The organism is Granulicella tundricola MP5ACTX9, from assembly GCF_000178975.2.
Classification (GTDB): domain Bacteria; phylum Acidobacteriota; class Terriglobia; order Terriglobales; family Acidobacteriaceae; genus Edaphobacter; species Edaphobacter tundricola.
On sequence record NC_015064.1, the window covers coordinates 1,361,366 to 1,380,716 of the forward strand.

The window sequence follows — 19,351 nt, forward strand, 5'->3', positions numbered from 1 at the left end:
GGCAGTCAAAGCCGCGGATGAGATGATTGTGGGGTATGAGATTTACGCTGGGAAAGTTGCGGGTGGTGGTGGTCGCGGGGGCGGTGCTGCTGGTGGCGGTGGTGGCGGGGTTTGTCTGGTATGGGCAGCACTCGGCGCGGCAGTGGTTTAAGAGGCTCCCGAAGCAGCTTGGGGTGGATATCAAGCAGGAGACGAATGGGTTTACGTACTCGCAGAGTGTGAAGGGGAAGACCGTGTTTACGGTTCATGCGAGTAAGGAGGTCGAGCATAGCAACGGAAAGATTACGTTGCATGACGCGGGAATCATCCTGTATGGGCGGCAGGATGGGAAGGCGGACCGGATTCATGGGGCGCAGTTCGAGTTCGACCGGCCGAGTGGGGTGATGACGGCGGTGGGGGATGTGTATATCGACCTGGCGGCTCCGGCGGGGAAGGCGGGGGTGGGTTCAGGCAAGGATGATGAGAGCAAGTTGATTCATGTGAAGACGAGTGGGCTGGTGTTCAACCAGAAGACTAGGGTGGCGGCTACGGATGAGGGGATCGAGTTTGCGGCGGAGGGGCTGAAAGGGACTGCTGTGGGGGCGGATTACGACTCGGGGAGTGGGGTGGTGGTGCTGCGGTCGCAGGTGCATGTGACGGGGGTGCGGGATGGGCGGCCAGTGGACCTGGTGGCCTCGCACGCGGTGATGGATCGGACGGGGAATGTGGCGAACCTGACGGACGCGAAGTATGTCTCAAACGGGGAGAGTGTGTCGGGGGATCGGGCGGTGGTGCGGATGGGGGCGGACTCGCAGCCGGAGAGGCTGGAGGCGCAGGGGCATGTGGTGCTCGCAGGGGCGGGGCGAGGGACGATGACGGGGGACAAGCTGGATGTGGGGCTGAATGCGGCGGGGCAGCCTAAGGATGCTCATCTTTGGGGTGGGGTTCAGTACAAGGATGTGACGGCGGTGAAGAATGCTACGGGGGCGGCGCAGGATGTGAGGGTGAGCTTTGATGGGGCGGGGCGGCCTACTCATGCTCTGGTGACTGGTGGGGTGAGGATGGATGAGGCGGCGGGGACGGGGACTCGGTCACTGAAGGCGGAGCGGGTGGAGATGGCGCTGACGGAGGTGGTGAAGGGGCGGGTGGAGGTGAAGGAGACTACGGCTACCGGTGGGGCAGTATTGCGGATGGCGGATGCGGGGGCGAAGGGGCGGTCGGCTACGGATCTGAGTGGGGATACGCTGACAGCTCGGTTTGCGGCTGATGGGAAGAAGGAACGGATTACCGGGCTGAATGGGGTGGGGCATACGGTGGTCCACCAGGTTGGGGTGAAGGGTGCGGAGGAGACGAGCTCTGGCGATACGCTGGAGATTTCATTCAAGCCGGGAGTCAAGGCTGGGGCGGAGGAGATACAGCGGGCGGTGCAGCGGGGGAGTGTGAAGACTGTCAGGAGTGCTCCGGGGAAGACGGCTGGGAGTGCGGTGCGGGTGGAACATGCTTCGGCTGATACGGCGGTGTTTGATGGTGATGCGAATAAGCTGACGATGACGGGTGGGGTGCAGGTCTCAGATGCGACGAGTGTTGTGCTGGCGGATACGGTGGGGATGGATCGGGGGACGGGAGACTCGACTGCGGACGGGAATGTAAGGGTGAGCTACATGGCGGAGGATGGCAAGGGTGAGCCGGTGCATGTGACCTCTGCCCGGGCGGTGGAGAAACATTCGGCGGGGACGGCGGAGTTCTTTGGGGGGGCGGGTAAGGATGCTCGGATGTGGCAGGGGGGATCTCAGGTGGAGGCTCCGGTGCTGTTGCTGGAGGATGTGAAGGAGGCTGGGGTCGAGAAGAGACGGTTGACCGCGCATGGGGATGTGGCGGGGGAAGTTCCGGTCGTGCGGGCGGTGCTGGTGAGTGAGAAGCCGGCTACAGGGGCGAAGGCGAAGAGCGATGGCGGGGCGGTGCGGATCTCTGGGCACGAGATGGTTTATACGGAGGGTGCGAGGACGGTGGTGTTTCGCGGGCGGGTGAAGGTCGAGGATCGGGATGGGACGATGAATGCTCAGGAGGCTACGGCGTTTCTGGCGGAGAAGGCTGCCGGTGCTGCTGCTGCGAAGACGCCAGGGGTGGGTGGATTTCCGGCGGGGCGGGTGGAGCGGATGGTCGCTGCGGGGGCTGTGCAGGTGGAGCAGCCGGGGCGGAAGGCTACCGGGGAGCAGCTTGTTTATACGGCTGCCGATCAGACGTTCGTGATGACGGGCGGGAAGGGCGTGCCGCCGAAGATGGTGGATGAGGAGAAGGGTACGATTACAGGAGCTACGCTGCGGTTCAGGAGCGGGGATAAGAGTGTGATGATCTCGGGTGGGGATGCTTCTACGGGTGCTCAGCGGGTGCACGGGGAGAGCAAGGTGAAGCAGTGATTTTGCGGGTTGACAGTTGAGTTCCCACTCATCGCGATGAAGCTTTGCGATGAATGGGGCACGGATGGATTTTGGTTGGTCTAAGTTTGTGAGGCTGTTGCGATGCGGGTTTTGAGTACGGAAGAGATTGGGAAGAGCTACGGCGGGCGCGAGGTGGTGCGGGGGGTGAGCCTTTCGATCTCGCAGGGCGAGGTGGTGGGGCTGCTGGGGCCGAATGGCGCGGGGAAGACGACGAGCTTCTACATGATCGTGGGGCTGGTGAGGCCGGATGCGGGAAGGGTGCTCGCGGATGGGGTGGATATTACGCGACTGCCGATGTATCTGCGGGCGAGGCAGCACAGGATCAGCTATCTGCCGCAGGAGCCGAGTGTGTTTCGGAAGCTGACGGTGGAGGAGAACATCCTGGCGGTGCTGGAGGTTCAGAACCTGAGCTGGGAGCTGCGGCGGACGCGGACGGAGCGGCTGATCGAGCAGTTGAATCTGGGTCATGTGAGGAAGACCAGGGGGTATGCGTTGAGTGGGGGGGAACGGCGGCGAGTGGAGATCGCTCGGTGCCTGTGTATTGAACCGGCGTTTATTTTGCTGGATGAGCCGTTCGCGGGTATCGACCCGATTGCGGTGCTGGATCTGCAGGAGATCATCTTCGGGCTGAAGGCGAGCGGGATTGGGGTGCTGATTACGGATCACCAGGTGAAAGAGACGCTGAGTGTGACGGACAGGGCTTACATCATCAACGAAGGGAAGATCTTTGCGACGGGGACTCCGGGGGAGCTAGGGCGGAATCCTGAGGTGAGACGGGTTTATCTGGGGGATAAGTTTTCGATGGACTAGTAGGACAGTGGCGGGGTAGTGGATGGGCAGTGGCGAGGTAGTGGAGGGGCAGAAAAAGCGTAGAGAGTGCTACAACTTTTGGGTTAGTGATTTCTAAGGTTTGGGCTTTGTTTTCGCGGGTTTTGCGGGCTGCACGAAGCTTCAGAGAAGTGTAGACTGAGGCCAACGCCGGACTGGAGGTTGAATTGCTCAGGGCCGGTTGAGAGAGGCGCACGCTTGTACCTGCAACCGAAGCTGAATCTGAGAGTGTCGCAACGGCAGGTGCTGACGCCTGGCCTGGTTCAGATGGTCAGTGTGCTGGCGCTGAACAAGCTCGAGCTGAAGGACATGATCAACTCCGAGATGGTGGAGAATCCGGTTCTCGAGGAGCTTGAGGAGTCCGCGGCGTCGCTGGATGAGCGGACGGGGATTGAAGGGGATCGGGAGCGTTCTGCCGAGGCGGTGGCCGACGAGAAGGTTCGTGAGGAGAAAGATCCCTTCGACGAGATCGACTTTGGGAGCTACTTTCAGGACTATCTGGACCCGGGATACAAGACGGCTTCAAATTTTGAGGAGTTCGACAAGCCTTCGTTTGAGCACTTTTTATCGCAGCCGAGTACGCTGAGCGATCATTTGCTGTGGCAGTTGGGGTCTCTGACGCTGAAGCCGGATGTGCGGGGCGCGGCGGAGCTGATCGTTGGGAACCTGGATATGAACGGGTACCTGACGGCGAGCGAAGAGGAGCTTGCGGAGGCGCTGGGTGAGGCGCTGCGGGCGCAGGTGTTGCCGGAGCCGATTCCGTTCGATCGGCACAGGGTCAAGGGTGGGGTTCTGGTGGAAGAGGCTGTGGAGCCTGGGGTGGTGCAGGCTCTGGCTGCTGAGGCGGTCGGCGGCCGGGAGTTCAAAGCTGAGCTGAAGGCGGTCAAAACGGCGCTGGAGGTGGTGCATGCGCTCGATCCGGTGGGGGTGGGGGCAAGGGATCTGAGGGAGTGTCTGCTGCTGCAGATCGACGCACAGAAGCATGAGGCGGAGATGATGCTGCGGCGGCGGGCGAAGTATGCGGACCGGGTGAAGCTACGGGCTGAGGCGGAGGATTGGGGTGAGGTGGAGGTCGAGAGCGCGGCTGCGATCGACGAGCGGGGCGGGGATGTGTTTGGGACGGCGCGGCATATTGTGGCGCAGTGCCTGGGGTTGCTGCAGAAGAAGGACATGCGGGAGTTGACGAAGAGCTGCGGCAAGAGCCCCGACGAGGTGCAGGCGGCGGTGGAGTTTATCCGGACGCTGGACCCGAGGCCGGGGCAACGGTACAACGTCAGTGAGACGAGGCTGATTGAGCCGGATGTGGCGTTTGTGAAGCGCGACGATGTGTACGTGGTCGTGATGAACGAGGAGGATATGCCGACGCTGCGGCTGAACCAGGGCTATCGGAAGATGCTGAAGCAGAAGCAGACGGAAAAAGAGGTCAAGGACTACGTCAAGGAACGGTACAAGAGTGCGATTCAGTTGCTGCGGAATATCGAGCAGAGGAAGAACACGATTGTGCGGACGTGCGAATCGATTGTGCGGCGGCAGAGCGAGTTTCTGGAGCATGGTGAGAGCTCGCTGAAGCCGATGATGATCAAGGAGGTGGCGGAGGAGATTGGGGTGCATCCTTCTACCGTCAGCAGGGCGGTGGCGAACAAGTATGTGCATACGCAGCAGGGGGTTTATGAGCTGCGGTTCTTCTTCTCCGAAGGCGTGAACGGTCCGGAGGGTGGGGATCTTCCGCTGGTGCTGCTGAAGCGGAAGGTGAAGAAGCTGATTGAGGAAGAAGATCCGCGGAAGCCGCTGACCGATGATCATCTGGCTGCGGAGTTGAAGGCGCAGGGGATCAATGTGACTCGGCGGACGGTGGCGAAGTATAGGGAGGATCTGCAGATTCCCAGTACGCATCAGCGGCGGGTGCGGTGAGAGCAGAGCCTAGAGCCTAGGGCCCAGGGACTGGCAAGCGCTTCGGTTCCTTGATGGGAATTGGGTATGACGTTTGGGATTGGGTGTCGGTTAGTGGGTGGAATTTGCGGCATCCCTGGGTGTAAAGTAGGGCATCCTACGGGATGAGGTGAATGAATGAACGTTGAGTACACCGGAAGAAACACGACGATCTCACCGAAGTGGAAACAGATGGCAGATCAGGAGCTTGGTCGGATCGACAAGCTGCTGGGGCGCAGTGTTGGGGCGCATGTCATCTTTACCGAAGACAAGTACCGTATGTGCGTGGAGGTGACGTTGGTCGCGGCGAATGAAACGCTGGTGGCGACCAACTGTCAGGACACCGACATGCTGGTGGCGCTGCATGATGCGCTGAAGAAGATCGAGTCCCAGGCGATCAAGCACAAGGAACGCCGGATGACGGTGGAGCGGCATGGAAAGCCGGACTCCGCGGAGCCGCTGATCGAACTGGCAGAGGTGCCACAGAGTTCGGCTGCGGCGTAAGAGGGATTCAGGGATGGCTTAGAGGGGCTGGAGATGATCTCCGGCCCCTTTTTGCGTGAGGGAGAGGATGATGCGCTCCTCTGCGAGGAGGACGGCTGCGGCGGTGAAGATGGGGATGAGCTCGCCGAAGAGGCGGACCTCCGCGAAGACGCCGAAGAAGAACATGAAGACGGCCCAGACGGGAGTGATCCAGAGCCAGAGGCGGAGCTCGAGGGGGCGGGTTCTGGAGCGGACAATGAGGAGGATGGGTAGGGTATAGCCAAGGACGGCGAAGAGCTGCGGCCAGACCATGGGCCAGGCGAGGGTGATGAGGTTGGTCTGGATGCGAGGGGCGGATTCTGAGTCGAGGCCGGCGAAGTGGCGGGTGACGAAGAGGTGCCAGGCGATCCAGGCTGCGGCCAGGGGGAGGGTGGTGGCGAGGACCCGGAGGGAAAAGGCTCGGGGCCAGTGGAATTTTTCTTCTGCGACGCAGTTGGAGACTACGAAGAAGTAGAGGAGGAAGAGGGAGGTCTCGCGGTTGAGGGTGGCGATGAGGAAGAGGGCGGCGAAGAGGATGGGATGAGCGCGGCGCTGGATGAGCCAGAGGCCGATGGCGAAGAGGCCGAGGCTGGGGAGGTCGTAGACGTAACGGAAGGCGTGGGTGGTGAGGATGCAGTAGGACGTCGCGACCATGATGAGGAAGAGGGGGTAGACGTAGGGGAGGAGCAGGGCGGTGCGGGAGTAGGTGCGGTAGAGTGAGCGGGCGACGAGGCCGGCGATGAGGGTGAAGAGGAGGTAGATGGGAAGCTCAACCAGGTCTTCCGGGATGACGCCGCGGGGGAGCCAGGTGTTGAGCTGGGTCAGGGTGGCGGCGGCGTGGATGAGGGTGGGGGAGCTATGGGCCCAGCGGAGGGGGAGCTGCATGAGGAGACGGGCCTGGAAGGGCATACGCTCCACGCCCTGCTCATAGCGGGGGAGGCTGAGGACGGAGATGACTTTGTTGATGTAGAACCAGAGGAGATGGAGGGTGGCGAGGAGGAGGACGATACGGAGGGTGAGGGATTCGTAGCGTTGGCGGCGGGAGGGGGTCGGCATCGGAGGATGCTCCGAGGATAACGCGGAGGGATCGTTTGCCTGCGGCAAACGATCCCGGGGTGTTGCGCTATTTGAGGCGGGAGCCCAGGGGCAGGTCATCCGCTCCGGCGAAGGTGGCTAGATGCGGCTTGCCGCCTTCTGTGCTGGCTGCCAGGAGCATGCCGTGGGATTCGAGGCCGCGCATCTTGCGAGGGGCCAGGTTGGTGATGACGACGATGCGGCGGCCGATGAGGTCTTCCGGGGTGTACCACTCGGCTATGCCGGAGAGGATCTGGCGCTTTTCGTAGCCGAGATCGACTTCGAGGCGGAGGAGCTTGTCGGCTTTGGGGATGCGCTCGCAGACGAGGATCTGGGCTACGCGGAGTTCGATCTTGGCGAAGTCGTCGATGGTGATCTGGGGGGAGGCATCGGCTGGTCCGGCAGCAGGGGTAGACCCACTCATTCCGGGATTAGACTCCGGCATGAATGGGGCACTGAAGATTCCGGAGGCGGCTTCTGCGTGAGGTGGGGTGCCGGGGCGCTCGGTGGAGTGGGCGTTGGAGCCGGCTACGGTGGTGGCTTCTCCGAAGGCGCGGGGCGGGGCTCCGGGGTGGGTTGGGTCTTGTGGGGTTTCAGGGGAGGCGTTGAACTTTTCGTCTACAAGCTTAGAGACGGGGGCGTTGGAGACGGGGGCTTTGGATTTTTCTTGTTCCATATCGCTCATGGTTTGGGCTAGTCCTTTGTCGGCTCTTGGGAAGATGGGGGAGAGTGGGCCTAGTTTGGTGCCGGGTTGGAGGCCTCCCCAGGTGAGATTCTTTAGTTCGCCGTTTGCTGCGGCTAGTTCTATGTCTCCCAAGCCTAGTTGGTGCCAGACTTTGGCTGTGGCGTAGGGGAGAATGGGGTGGAGGAGGGCGGTGATGATGCGGATGGATTCTGCGGCGGTGTAGAGGACACTCGCTCGTTTCTCCTGCATCTCGTCGTCGCTAAGTCCGACGATGACCTTCCACGGGGCTTTGGAAGTTAGATCCGAATCAAGCAAGCGGATGAGTTCACTACAAGCTTCCAATGCTTTATTGAAACGGAGTAGCTGTGTGTTTCTTCCGACTGCAAGTGAAAGAGCAACAGCCTCACTTGGAAGCCTAGTGACCCAGGTTCCGCTCGAATTATCGTTAACAAACCGATCAAAGAGTTGGGATTCTTTGACAGATGACTCTAAGACTACTGAGTTGGAAGAGACCCATGATGGCGGAACTACACCGTCGAAGTACTTATGGATCATGTTCAGCGTGCGGCTGACGAGGTTGCCGTAGCCGTTGGCGAGGTCTGCGTTGTAGCGGGTGATGAGGGCCTCGAAGGTGAAGCTGCCGTCCTGGCCGAAGGGGATTTCGCGGAGGAGGAAGTAGCGGAGGACGTCGGCGGCGAAGAGGTCCTGGTCCTGTTTGGTGGGTTCGGGGGGCGGGGTGGGAGAGCCCGGGGCTAAAGCCCCTTCGTTTTCCGTTCCGTTGACGGGGGGCTGAAGCCCCCCTCTAATCCCAAGGGCCAATGCGTCCGAGGTTAGTGCGGCGGGGGGGGGCAGGAGGGTGCCGAAGGCGTCGAGGATGGTTTCGGTGCGGACTATGTTGCCCTTGGATTTGCTCATCTTCGAGTCGTCGAAGAGGAGCCAGCCGTGGGCGGTGACGGCTTTGGGGAGGTCGAGGCCGGCGGCGAGGAGGAAGGCGGGCCAGTAGACGCAGTGGAAACGGATGATCTCTTTGCCTACGAGATGGATGTCGGCGGGCCAGAATTTTTCGAACTGGGTGGTGTCGTCGGAGCCGTAGCCGAGGGCGGTGATGTAGTTGGCGAGGGCATCGAGCCAGACGTAGATGACGTGCTTTTCTTTGGCTTCGGAGGCGGCGGGCTCGGGGACAGGGATGCCCCAGGTGAAGCTGCTGCGGGAGACGGAGAGGTCTTTCAGGGCTCCGGGGAGGTAGAGGATTCCCTTGGCGGACTGTTTGAGATCCGTGGAAACCCAGGTCCCAGAATCGGGACCTGGGGCACCCGATGTATTGCCTCTCAGGAAGCTGAGGACTTCGTTTTTACGGGCTTCTGGGGTGATTTTTAGGGTGTCGGACTCGATGAGGTTGAGGAGGGGGAGCTGGTAGTCGCTGAGGCGGAAGAAGAAGTTTTCTTCGGTGACGGTTTCGGTGGGTTTGCCGTCGGGGCCTATGGTGCCGGGAGGGCCTTCTACGAACATCTCTTCGCCGATGCTGTACTGGCCGGTGTAGGTACTGAGGTAGATCTGGCCCTTGGCGTGGAGGTCTGCGAAGAGCTTCTGAACTCCCTTTTTGTGGGCTTCGTCCGTGGTGCGGATGTACTGGTCGTTGGTGATGCCCATGCGCTTCCAGAGGTCGCGGAAGGAGGCGCTTACCTGGTCCGTAAAGGTCTGCGGCGGAATACCCGCCGCAAGTGCTGAGCGCTCGATTTTTTGGCCGTGCTCGTCTGTGCCGGTGAGGAACCAGGTGGGGGTGCCCTGGGCTCGTGCGCGGCGTGCGAGGACGTCGGCGACGATGGTGGTGTAGGCGTGGCCGATGTGGGGGCGGGCGTTGACGTAATAGATGGGGGTGGTGACGTAGAAGCTACAGGATGGGTCTGGCATGGCGTATGTGCCAGTTTAGCAGGGGATTCTGGTGGTAGTTGGCGTAGAAACAGGCTACGGCAAGAGCAAATGCAGGTGCAAATGCCATTACAGGGCCCTGACGGGTACCGCAATTCTGAGCCGGTCCACTCGATTGGACCTCGGTACATTCGCTTCGCTCAGGATGACGGCATAAAACAAACAATTGCAACGGCAACGGCCCGGGGCTGAAGCCCGAATCTTATTGTGTTCGCTAACGGGGGGCTGAAGCCCCCCTCTCATCCGAACTGCAACCACAGCCACCGAGGGGTTGTCTGTCTTGGCTAGGCGGGGAGGAGGGTGGTGTCTGGGGTTGGGGTGGGTGCGGCGGGGGTTTCTACGTCTTTGAGGGGCTCGGTGGCCTGGGCGGTGCGGGCCATGTTGAGGTGCTGCTCCATGGCGCGTTTGGCGGCGGCGGGGTTGCGAGAGCGGATGGCGCGGTAGATCTCGCGGTGCATTTCGGCTGATTCCTTGAGGTCTACGGCGTGATCGACGGTGATGCGGCGGGTGTCGTAGAGGCTGGCGGTGATGGTCTCCATGAGGGCGGCGAGGATGGGGTTGCCGGCGGCTCGGGAGATGGTGCGGTGGAAGCGCACGTCGTGGATGAGGTACTCCTGCGGGTCGTCCATGAAGGCGTACATCTCGGCGACCTCTTCGGCGAGCTCCGCTATGTGCTCTCCTGTGGCGCGCTCGGCTGCGAGGGCGGCTACGTTGGCCTCGAGGACGAGGCGGGCTTCAAACATCTGCCAGGGGAGGAAGCCGTGAAGTGCGCCCAGGACCGTGAGGGAGGAGGAATCGAGCGCGGGCGGGCCGGAGGAGACGAAGGTTCCGGCTCCGTGACGGGACTTGAGCACGCCCATGGCGGAGAGGAAGCCGATGCCGGCGCGGAGGGAGGAGCGGGAGATCTTGAGCTTGCGGGCGAGCTCGCGTTCTGGCGGGAGTCGGTCTCCAGGCTTGAGCTCGCCTGAGGAGATGAGGTCGCGGACGTGGTCGACGACCTGCATGGTGAGCTGGGAGTGATTGGTTGCGCCGTCTTGAGTTGGTGATTTCACGATATGGATCGGCGCTCCTTTTAGGGCGGTGGAAACAGTTTCTCTATTGCGTTGCTTGTGGAGAGACTGTAGAGATTTGCGTGCCAGCATAGCACGGGGTACGGAGTGTTGGCGATTTGAATCTTTGGCTTAGGCGGAGGTCAGGGCGGGGTCGGCTCCGGCATTGCTGGGTGGGGACGGACGCCGGGGCTGGCCGAGGACGGGTACGAGAAGTTGGAAGATCGCCAGGGAGACGAGATATGCCGAGGCTGCGAGACCGAAGATGAGTAGCGGATGCAGCGAGAAGAAGTGCTTGACGATCCAGGTGAAGGTGGCTCCGCCGGCCGCGCCTACGGCTCCGCCGATACCGACGACGGTGGAGATGGCGGTGGAGGGGAACATGTCGGTGGGGGTGGAGAAGAGGTTGGCGGACCAGCCCTGGTGGGCGGCGGCGGCGAGTGCGATGAGAAGCACGGCGGGCCAGGGGTTGGTGGGGAACATGCTGCCAAGCTGGGGGACGAAGATGATGGGCGTGACGGCGAGGGCGCAGACGAGCAGGGCGAACTTGCGGCCGCTGTTGACGGAGTGTCCGCGCTTCATGCGCCAGCCGGAGAGGCCTCCTCCAGCGATGGAGCCCACGCTGGAGACGGCGTATACGGTGACGATCTCCCAGTAGGCGTGCTTGAGATCGAGGCCGTAGTTCCGGTTGAGGAACTGGGGGAGATAGAAGAGATAGAACCACCAGATGGGGTCTGTGAGGCCTTTGGCGAGGGCGAAGGCGTAGAAGCCTCGCTGGCGGAGGAGGACGGAGTAGGGGAGGGTGGCGGATTCTCCGCGAGCCTGGCTGGCGAAGTCTGCTTCAAGATTGGCCTGGGTCTGGGTGGAGCCGCGACGGAGCTTGTTGTACGGGAAGAGGAGCCAGACGACGAGCCAGATGAGGCCCATGGAGCTGGTGGTGAAGAAGGCTGCTCGCCAGCCGTACTTTGCGGTGACGAAGGCGACGAGCGCGGGTGCGATGAAAGCGCTGACGTTGGAGCCGGAGTTGAAGAGGCCGGTGGCGAGGGCACGCTCTTCCGACGGGAACCATTCCGTGGTGGCCTTGATGGCGGCGGGGAAGTTGCCGGACTCGCCGAGGCCGAGGATGATGCGTGCGAGGCAGAAGCCGACGACGGAGCCTACGAAGCCGTTGGAGAAGGAGGCGAGGGCCCAGATGCCGATGGCGAGGGCGTAGCCGATCTTGGTGCCGACGCGATCGATGACGCGGCCGGCGATGAGGAAGCCGATGCCGTAGGCGATCTGGAAGCAGATGATGACGTTGCCGAAGTTGTTATCGAAGAGGGGCTGGTGGTGGGGGTCCGAGGCGAAGTCCCAGCCCATGAAGGGGATCTTGTGGAGGAGCGGCTCGATGAGCGAGAAGACCGAGCGGTCCATGTAGTTGATGGTGGTGGCGAAGAAGAGGAGGAGGCAGACGAACCAGCGGGCGTTGGCCTGCATGGAGTGTGGGGCTTCTGTGGTAAAGCCATCGCGGGAGAGCGGGGTGGACTTCGTCGACATGGAATGTTGCTCCCGCGGCAGGCTGGGCAGGTTTTGGTCTGACCATTGCTCACGTGGGACCGTTCGGCCCAGGCAGATTTTTTTATTGCTTAATTGAATCTGGATGAGGATAGCGGGTGAGTGGCTATGACTGTCAAGGGTGAATGGGCTTGGGCGGGCGTTGATTCCGGTTGACGAGGGTCTTGCTGGCGGCTGAGAATGGCTTCGTTCATGATGATTGGGAGAATTGGTTGGTCCAAAGTTGACCGCACTGGGGCATAGGCCGGGAGGACATTCCGGCAGGGAACGAGGGCTGCTGGTGATGATCTGAAGGGTAGAGTGAGTGGTTGGGCCAATTTTGTTGCTTGATGGGCGTCGCAGATCGACAGGAGGCGGGATGAAGGTTGGAGTTGTGGCGTTGATGATGGGGTTCACCCTGGGCGGATGGGGGCAGGGGCTGAAGACGATTACGGTGGGGCCGGCGGGGTCCAGGGCTGACTTTGCGACGGTGCAGGAGGCGGTGACTGCGGCTCCGGAGACTGGGGCGGTGATTCGGATTCGGCCGGGGATCTACCGGGAGGTGGTGCATGTGGACAAGGCGAATATCCAGATGCGCGGGGAGACGAAGGACGCCTCGACCGTGGTGATCGTGGACGATATGGGAGATCCGAAGACGTGTGGGACGTTTTGTTCCCCGACGATGTTTGTGACAGGGGATGGGTTTGTGGCTTCCAATCTGACGATCTCCAACGACCTGAGCAAGACGGGGAAGCCGAGGACGCAGGGGGTGGCGCTTTCGATCACGGGGGATCGGGCGGTGCTGCGGAATGTTCGGCTGCTGGGGGCGCAGGATACTTTGTATGCGGCGAGCAGGAAGTGTGCGGCTGGGGCGGAGTGCAAGGCGTCGCGACAGTACTACGACCATTGCTATATCGAAGGGGAGGTGGACTTCATCTTCGGGAATGCGAAGGCGGTGTTTCATGACTGCGAGATCCATAGCGTGGTGCATGAGGCGGGTGGATATCTGACGGCACAGTCGAGGAACTCGGTGGCGGAGGACTCGGGATATGTGTTCGATCATTGCCGGGTGACTGCGGAGCCGGGGGTGTCGAAGGTGTACCTGGGACGGCCGTGGCGGGATTATGCGACGGTGACGTTTCTGAATACGGAGTTGAGGGCGCATATCGCTCCGGCGGGCTGGTCTGAGTGGCATCAGGGTGAGACGGATCGGCTGAAGACGGCCTCTTATGCGGAGTATCGGTCTACTGGTCCGGGAGCGAATGTGGCGGAGCGGGAGCCGCTTTCCAAACAGCTTACGGCGGATGAGGCGAAGGGATATGAGGTGAAGAAGTATCTGGCCGGGAGCGATGGGTGGGATGCCGCGGCGGTGAAATGACGAGCGGTGGCGATATGATCGTCGACGTATGAGTGATGCGATCAGGCTGGATCATGTTGGGGTTGCGGTGCGGAGTATTGCCGCTGCGCGCGGGTTTTATGAGCTGATGGGATTTGAGGTTGGGGCGGCTGAGGAGATTGCTCACGAGGCGGTGCGGGTGGCGATGGTGCCGATGGACGGGAGCAGGGTGGAGTTGATTGAGGCTACGGCGGAGGATTCCGTGATCGGGCGGTTTGTGGCGCGGCGTGGTGAGGGGGTGCATCACCTGGCGGTGAGGGTGGATGGGGTGGATGCGGAGTTCGAGAGGCTGCGCGCGGCTGGGGTGCGGATGGCGAGTGAGAACGTCAAGGTGGGGGCTGGGGGGCATCGGTATTTTTTTGTTCATCCGGAGAGCACGGGTGGGGTTTTGATGGAAGTGGTGGGGGAGTGATGGCTTATCTGTTGATGAATACGTGTGGGCTTGAGGGGGTTGTGGCCCTGGCTGCGGATGGGGTGATGCGGGTGGAGGTGCTGCCGGGACGTGGGACGTCCGAGCACCTGATGCCTGCGGTGCGACGGGTGCTGGAGGGGTTCAAGGTAGGGGAGTTGGCGGGGGTTGGGGTGGTGGTTGGGCCGGGGTCGTTTACCGGGGTGAGGGTGGGGCTGAGTGCGGCCAAGGGGCTCTGTGAGGCTGGCGCGGTGGGGATGGTGGCGATGTCTCGGCTGGCGCTGGTGGCTGCTGCTTTGGGGGAGGCTGAGGGGGATGTGGTGGCGCTGCTCGATGGTGGGCGTGGGGAGTTTTATTGTGGGGTGTATCGCGGGGGGGAGCGGGTTTGGGAGAGGCTGATTCTGCGCGAAGAGGCTGACAGGCTGGTTGCGGAGGGGGTGGCGGTGACGTGCGAGGCTCGGGTGGCGGAGGTGCTGGGCGAGCGGGTGAGGCTGGTGCGAGAGGCCGGGGCGGAGGAGATGCTGGCTATGGTGGTTGCGAGGGGCAAGGCGGGGGACTGGAGCGATGTGGCTGCCGTTGATGCGAACTACCTGCGGCGGACGGATGCGGAGATCCTGGTGCATGGGCGGTGATGATTCGAGTTGGGACCGAGGGGGATCTGGAGGCGATCGTCCGTTTGGAGAGGGAGATTACGACGGCTCCGCATTGGGGGATTGGGGAGTATGAGGGGATCGTCCGCGGGGATGGGGTGAGGCGGTGTTTGTATGTGGCGGATGCGGGGGGCGTTGTGGGGTTTGCGGTGGGGAAGGTGGTGGTGGATGAGGGAGAGGTCGAGAGCATTGCGGTGAGAGAGACTTCGCGGGGATGTGGGGTGGGGGGTAGGCTGCTGACGGAGGTGTTGGAGTGGTGTCGAGAGGCTGGGGCTGGGGTGGTCGATCTGGAGGTGAGGGCTGGGAGTGAGGGGGCGGGGAGACTTTACCGGGCTGCCGGGTTTGTGGAGATTGGACGGCGGCGGGGGTATTACAGTGGGCCGGTTGAGGATGCTGTTTTGATGCGGGTCACATTCGATAGGACGCCGGAGGGTTTGGATCGAGGTGGTGGGGCTGATTTTGAGCGAATAGTTTGAACCGGGATGCGCGTTCGCCCGTACTATCGCTCCAAGGAGTGTCCGACTTATGTTCCTTATCACCAGGTTTCGCGTGTGTTTGCTGGCAGCCCTTTTTGTTTCTTTGGCTGGATCGTGCGTTTACGCGCAGACGCCTATCGTGGAAGAACCTGGATATACGCCTACGCTGACGTTTGATGTTGCGACGGTTCGCCTTGCGCCGCCTCCGGACGCGAACTTTCATGTATCCGTCACCAGCCCACCGCATTCGAGCCGTTTCGAGGCTACGAACCTTCCGATGAAGGCCCTTATCCAGATTGCTTATGGCTTTGGAGCGCCGGTTACCGGGGCACCGGAGTGGGTTGCGAACACGTTTTACGTTATACAGGCTCGGTCAGATGAGGCGGCGGACGCACGGCTCGCGAAACTTACGGATAACGAGGTCCGGCTGGAGAAACGGCATGCCATTCGCGAGTTGCTGGCGGAACGGCTGGACTTCAAGACGCATCTTGAGACCCGTCCGAGTTCGATTTATAACCTGGTTACGGCGAAGAGTGGGGTCAAGATGGAGGCCGTGCCTGCGCCTGCGGCTCGCGCCGAGGGTGAGGCAGCGCCTCCGATGGCACCGGCTAACGTTCAGGCGCATGGATCGCAGCATGGACTTGAGTTTGTGGGCTCGAATGCTCCCATGGCGGCCATCTGCGGCGCACTGAGTTCAATGGTGGAGGCTCCCGTTGTCGACAAGACCGGCCTGGCCGGGACGTTCAACTACGTGCTTCAGTTCGGGCGCGACTGGTCCGTGAAGGATCCGGAGAGCTGGCCCTCGATCTTTACCGCGGTTCAGGAACAAATGGGGCTGAAGCTGGAGGCTGTTCACGAGTCTGTGCCCAATCTTGTGGTCGACCACATCTCCAAGCCCACTGAAAACTGATTGCATGTTGGCAAGCTCAGGTTGCCGGTAAATTGGTGGGACTGAACCGTAGTGGTTTCATGGGTTTTGAGCGGGCACATGCAGTGGGCGGAATGACGCTAAGTGTGGCTGGGGCCACGTATAATTGGCAAACTATGGTGCGTGACGGCTTTTTTTATGGACTGGGACTTGCAATTGTTGCGGCGGCTCTTTGGGCTACGACGCACTCGTGGTTTTTGATCGTTCCAGCGGTGATTCTGGCGTGTTTCTTCCTGTGGTTTTTCCGGGACCCGAATCGGACGATTCCGGCTGGTGAAGGCTTGATCGTTTCGCCTGCGGATGGAGTGGTCACCGAGGCTGAGTGGGTGGAGACGACGGCAGGCGGCAAGCTGCGTGTGAGCATCTTCCTGAATGTCTTCGATGTGCATGTCAACCGCTCGCCGATCAGCGGGACGGTGACGGTGGTGGAGCATCGCGCGGGCGGCTATATGAACGCGATGGCTCCGGAGTCCGTGCTGTCGAATGAGCAGACGTTGATTCAAATTGAGGGCGATGGCTACCAGGTTTCGTTCAAGCAGATTGCAGGGCTGCTGGCTCGGCGGATTGTTTGCAATCTTCAGCCGGGGCAGAGGATCGAGCGCGGGCAGCGGATGGGGCTGATCAAGTTCGGCTCGCGCTGCGATGTGCTGATGCCTGCGGAGGCGACGTTGAAGGTGAAGACGGGATCTCGCGTGAAGGGCGGCTCAACCATCCTGGGCGCGATGCCTGCGATTGATTCGACAGCCGCTGTCGATCTGCTTGCGGGGTCCTAATGGCGAATGCCGGCGCTGAAGTGATACAGCAGGAGACGGGTTCGGCGCCGGTGAGACGGCGTCCGAGCCGAGGGATGTATGTGCTGCCGTCTGTATTTACGGCGGGCAATATCGCGCTGGGGTTCTACTCGCTGACGCAGAGCATCCAGGGGACGATGGGCAACAATGCCGGCTTCGATCATGCGGCGTTGTCGATCGGGTTTGCGGTGCTGTTTGACGGTGTGGACGGGCGCGTGGCTCGCATGACGCAGACGACGAGCGACTTCGGCAAGGAACTGGACTCGCTGGCGGACGTGGTGACGTTTGGCGTGGCGCCGGCGGTGCTGGCTTACGTCTGGGGCTGCCGGATGCTGCCGGTCAACGCGATGCCGAAGCTACGGGAGACGGTGCTGGCGCTGGGTGTCGTCGTCTGTTTTCTATTTCTGATCTGCGGGGCCTGTAGGCTGGCGCGGTTCAATATCAGCATTAATCCACAGCCGAAGAATCCTGGCCGTCCGGGGAGTAAGTACTTCGTAGGGATGCCGATTCCGGCGGGTGCGGGTGTGATTGCAGCGGTGATTCACTGCTTTGATGGGAGTCCGATCTACGATCCACGCATCTCTATCGTGTGGCTGCTTTTGATCTGCGGGACTGGCTACCTGATGGTGAGCAGTTGGCGGTTCTGGAGCGGTAAGGAGATTGACGCCGGAAGCCGGAAACCATTTCAGACTGTGGTTTTGCTGGCGCTGGTGATTGCGGCGATCTGGATGTTTTCCGAGATTACGCTGATGATTATTGCGCTGGGTTACCTGGTTTCCGGAGTGGTGGCTCGGCTGGCTTATTCGTGGGGACGTTCAAGACGTAACGCGGGGATTGCTTAGAGGATTGGGACGGAATGGCTGACGGACTGTACAGGATCGGAATTGTTGGGGCGACATCGCTGGTTGGTAAGGAACTGAGCGATGAGTTGCAGGAGTCGTTGCTGGCGGCTTCGGACTTTGTGCTGCTCGATGATGAGGAAGAGGCTACGGGCGTGGTGGCTTCGGTGGGCGATGAGGCTGCGTTTGTGCAGCGAATCGATTCGGGGAGCTTCGACCGGATGGACTTTGTGTTCTTTGCCGGGAATGCGGCTTCCACGCTGAAGCATTGGCCGGCGGCGAAGAAGGCCGGAGTGAGCAGCATCGACCTGACCTACGCGTTGGAGCAGGAGACGGGCGTGCCGGTGCGGGCTCCGTTTGTTGCGGATGCGATGAAGAAGCGGGCTGAAGGTCAGCCTACGCTGGAGACGGCATCGGTGGTCTCTGCGCATCCGGCTGCGGTGATGCTGGCTGCGGTTGCTGCAAGGCTGCAGGCTGGGTTGGCGGTGGAGAGCTTTGCGGCTGTGGTGATGGAGCCGGCTTCACAGTATGGGCGTGAGGCGATGGATGAACTGCATCAGCAGACGGTGAATCTGCTCTCATTCAAGGATCTGCCGAAGGAGCAGTATGACGCGCAGGTCGCGTTCAACCTGCTGCCGAGCCTGGGTGAAGATGCGAAGGTGAAGCTGGCGGAGTCGGAGAACAGGATTCGGCGGCACTATGGGGCGATTGGCGGGCTGCCGACGCTCGAGGTGCAGTTGATCCAGGCCCCGGTGTTCCATGGGTATGTGGCTTCGGTTTTGGTGGAGTTGAAGGCTGAGGCTACGGCTGCGGAGGTGGAGACGGCGCTGATGGGGGAATCGATCGACGTGGTGACGGATGAGTCCGACCCGCCGAGCAACCTGAGCGCGGCCGGGCAGGAAGACATCATGGTTCGGGTGCGTGGGGCTGCTGGTGTCGGGGTGCGGTCCAGGCGATTCTGGCTTTGGATGGCTGTCGACAACCTGAAGCTGACTGCGCTGAATGCGATCAGTTGTGCGAACGAGTTGAGACGGCTGAGGCCTTCAGGGAAGGTTCAGTAGAAGATTCGGATGGGCTGATCAGAGATGATCAGCCCATTTTTCGCTTTAATTTTTATAGCTTCGATCCGCCATCCACGGGGATGGTAGCCCCAGTGATCCAGCGTGCACCGTCCGATGCGATGAAGGTGACGACATCTGCCACGTCGGAGGGTTGGCCGATCCGCTTGAGGGCTTGCATGCCGAGGGCGAGGTTGCGGCCTCCTTCCGTTTTGGTGAAGTTCGACATGTCGGTTTCAATGACGCCGGGCGCGACGCTGTTGACGCGGATACCGCTTGGACCGAGGATGGAAGCCCAGTGTTTGACGAGTGTCTCCAGGGCTCCCTTCGTGGAGGCATAGACGGGAAGGGCGGGTGCGCCGGGCTGGCCTGAGTTGCCCGGGATGGCGTGGGCGACGATGGACGTGATGGCGATGACGCTCGAGCCAGCGGTGAGTTGAGGCAGGAGTTGCTGGAGGACGAAGAATGGGCCGCGAACGTTGGTGGCGAAGAGGTTGTCGAAGTCAGCGATGGTGTGATCTTCGATCTTGGCGGCCTTGGAGATGCCGGCGTTCAGGACGAGGATGTCGAGGGGGGTGGTGAGTTTGGCGCGGACCTGCTCGGCGAGGGATGCTGGTCCGTCCGGTGCGGAGAGGTCGGCTTGCAGGGCGTCGGCCTTGGCACCTGACTGGCGGATCTCTGCGACGAGAGCTTCCGCTTCAGATGCACTGCGACCGTAGTGGATGAGGACGTGTGCGCCTGCTGCTGCGAGTGCGATTGCGGTGGCTTTGCCGATTCCGCGTGATGCTCCTGTGATGAGAGCGACTTTTCCGGTGAGTTCGGGCATGATGCTCCTTTA

The 19,351-nt window shown here is 61.5% G+C and carries 17 protein-coding genes; 12 read left to right on the top strand and 5 right to left on the bottom strand.

Annotated elements, in window-relative coordinates; translation table 11 throughout:
• Positions 1-35 precede the first annotated feature (35 nt).
• From ACIX9_RS05820 to hpf, 4 genes are all read left to right on the top strand, one after another.
• A complete protein-coding gene (locus ACIX9_RS05820; RefSeq protein ID WP_013579548.1) occupies positions 36-2,396 on the top strand; it encodes an LptA/OstA family protein in 2,361 nt (786 codons plus the stop codon).
• 102 nt (positions 2,397-2,498) lie between these two features.
• On the top strand, positions 2,499-3,227 hold the full coding sequence (gene lptB, locus ACIX9_RS05825) for an LPS export ABC transporter ATP-binding protein (protein ID WP_013579549.1): 729 nt from the start codon (positions 2,499-2,501) through the stop codon (positions 3,225-3,227).
• Positions 3,228-3,443: 216 nt separating this feature from the next.
• Positions 3,444-5,156 (top strand): RNA polymerase factor sigma-54, encoded by a 1,713-nt coding sequence (gene rpoN / locus ACIX9_RS05830; protein WP_013579550.1) that lies wholly within the window; start codon positions 3,444-3,446, stop codon positions 5,154-5,156.
• A 156-nt stretch (positions 5,157-5,312) separates the two neighbouring features.
• Complete coding sequence (gene hpf / locus ACIX9_RS05835) at positions 5,313-5,678, top strand: ribosome hibernation-promoting factor, HPF/YfiA family (protein WP_013579551.1); 366 nt, start codon at positions 5,313-5,315, stop codon at positions 5,676-5,678.
• A gap of 18 nt (positions 5,679-5,696) precedes the next feature.
• On the opposite strand, the gene ACIX9_RS05840 is transcribed toward hpf, so the two are convergent.
• The 4 genes from ACIX9_RS05840 to ACIX9_RS05855 all read right to left on the bottom strand — a co-directional run bounded on the left by ACIX9_RS05840 (position 5,697) and on the right by ACIX9_RS05855 (position 11,969).
• Entirely contained in the window at positions 5,697-6,752 is a 1,056-nt protein-coding gene (locus ACIX9_RS05840; protein ID WP_013579552.1) for a hypothetical protein, read from the bottom strand.
• Between the two features lie 67 nt (positions 6,753-6,819).
• Positions 6,820-9,366, bottom strand: coding sequence for a methionine--tRNA ligase subunit beta (gene metG, locus ACIX9_RS05845; protein ID WP_013579553.1), 2,547 nt, complete (start codon positions 9,364-9,366; stop codon positions 6,820-6,822).
• A 302-nt stretch (positions 9,367-9,668) separates the two neighbouring features.
• On the bottom strand, positions 9,669-10,436 hold the full coding sequence (locus ACIX9_RS05850) for a FadR/GntR family transcriptional regulator (RefSeq protein ID WP_232298801.1): 768 nt from the start codon (positions 10,434-10,436) through the stop codon (positions 9,669-9,671).
• Between the two features lie 129 nt (positions 10,437-10,565).
• Positions 10,566-11,969 carry an MFS transporter gene (locus ACIX9_RS05855; RefSeq protein WP_013579555.1) on the bottom strand — a complete coding sequence of 468 codons (1,404 nt, stop codon included), beginning with the start codon at positions 11,967-11,969 and terminating at the stop codon, positions 10,566-10,568.
• 376 nt (positions 11,970-12,345) lie between these two features.
• On the opposite strand from ACIX9_RS05855, the gene ACIX9_RS05860 reads away from it, so the two are divergent.
• From ACIX9_RS05860 to ACIX9_RS05895, 8 genes are all read left to right on the top strand, one after another.
• Positions 12,346-13,344 (top strand): pectinesterase family protein, encoded by a 999-nt coding sequence (locus tag ACIX9_RS05860; RefSeq protein ID WP_013579556.1) that lies wholly within the window; start codon positions 12,346-12,348, stop codon positions 13,342-13,344.
• Positions 13,345-13,372: 28 nt separating this feature from the next.
• On the top strand, positions 13,373-13,774 hold the full coding sequence (mce, locus tag ACIX9_RS05865; protein WP_013579557.1) for a methylmalonyl-CoA epimerase: 402 nt from the start codon (positions 13,373-13,375) through the stop codon (positions 13,772-13,774).
• On the top strand, positions 13,774-14,403 hold the full coding sequence (gene tsaB / locus ACIX9_RS05870) for a tRNA (adenosine(37)-N6)-threonylcarbamoyltransferase complex dimerization subunit type 1 TsaB (protein ID WP_013579558.1): 630 nt from the start codon (positions 13,774-13,776) through the stop codon (positions 14,401-14,403). Before mce ends, tsaB begins: the two co-directional genes overlap by 1 nt.
• Positions 14,403-14,897 carry a GNAT family N-acetyltransferase gene (locus ACIX9_RS05875; protein WP_013579559.1) on the top strand — a complete coding sequence of 165 codons (495 nt, stop codon included), beginning with the start codon at positions 14,403-14,405 and terminating at the stop codon, positions 14,895-14,897. Before tsaB ends, ACIX9_RS05875 begins: the two co-directional genes overlap by 1 nt.
• 139 nt (positions 14,898-15,036) lie before the next feature.
• Positions 15,037-15,807, top strand: coding sequence for a TIGR03435 family protein (locus tag ACIX9_RS05880; RefSeq protein ID WP_232298802.1), 771 nt, complete (start codon positions 15,037-15,039; stop codon positions 15,805-15,807).
• Between the two features lie 134 nt (positions 15,808-15,941).
• The gene (locus ACIX9_RS05885; RefSeq protein WP_041596963.1) at positions 15,942-16,598 is read left to right on the top strand and encodes a phosphatidylserine decarboxylase; all 657 of its coding nucleotides are present in this window, start codon (positions 15,942-15,944) and stop codon (positions 16,596-16,598) included.
• A complete protein-coding gene (pssA, locus tag ACIX9_RS05890) occupies positions 16,598-17,458 on the top strand; it encodes a CDP-diacylglycerol--serine O-phosphatidyltransferase (protein ID WP_013579562.1) in 861 nt (286 codons plus the stop codon). Before ACIX9_RS05885 ends, pssA begins: the two co-directional genes overlap by 1 nt.
• Positions 17,459-17,472: 14 nt before the next feature.
• Entirely contained in the window at positions 17,473-18,516 is a 1,044-nt protein-coding gene (locus ACIX9_RS05895) for an Asd/ArgC dimerization domain-containing protein (RefSeq protein ID WP_013579563.1), read from the top strand.
• Between the two features lie 52 nt (positions 18,517-18,568).
• On the opposite strand, the gene ACIX9_RS05900 is transcribed toward ACIX9_RS05895, so the two are convergent.
• Entirely contained in the window at positions 18,569-19,339 is a 771-nt protein-coding gene (locus tag ACIX9_RS05900) for an SDR family NAD(P)-dependent oxidoreductase (protein WP_013579564.1), read from the bottom strand.
• Between the last annotated feature and the right edge of the window lie 12 nt (positions 19,340-19,351).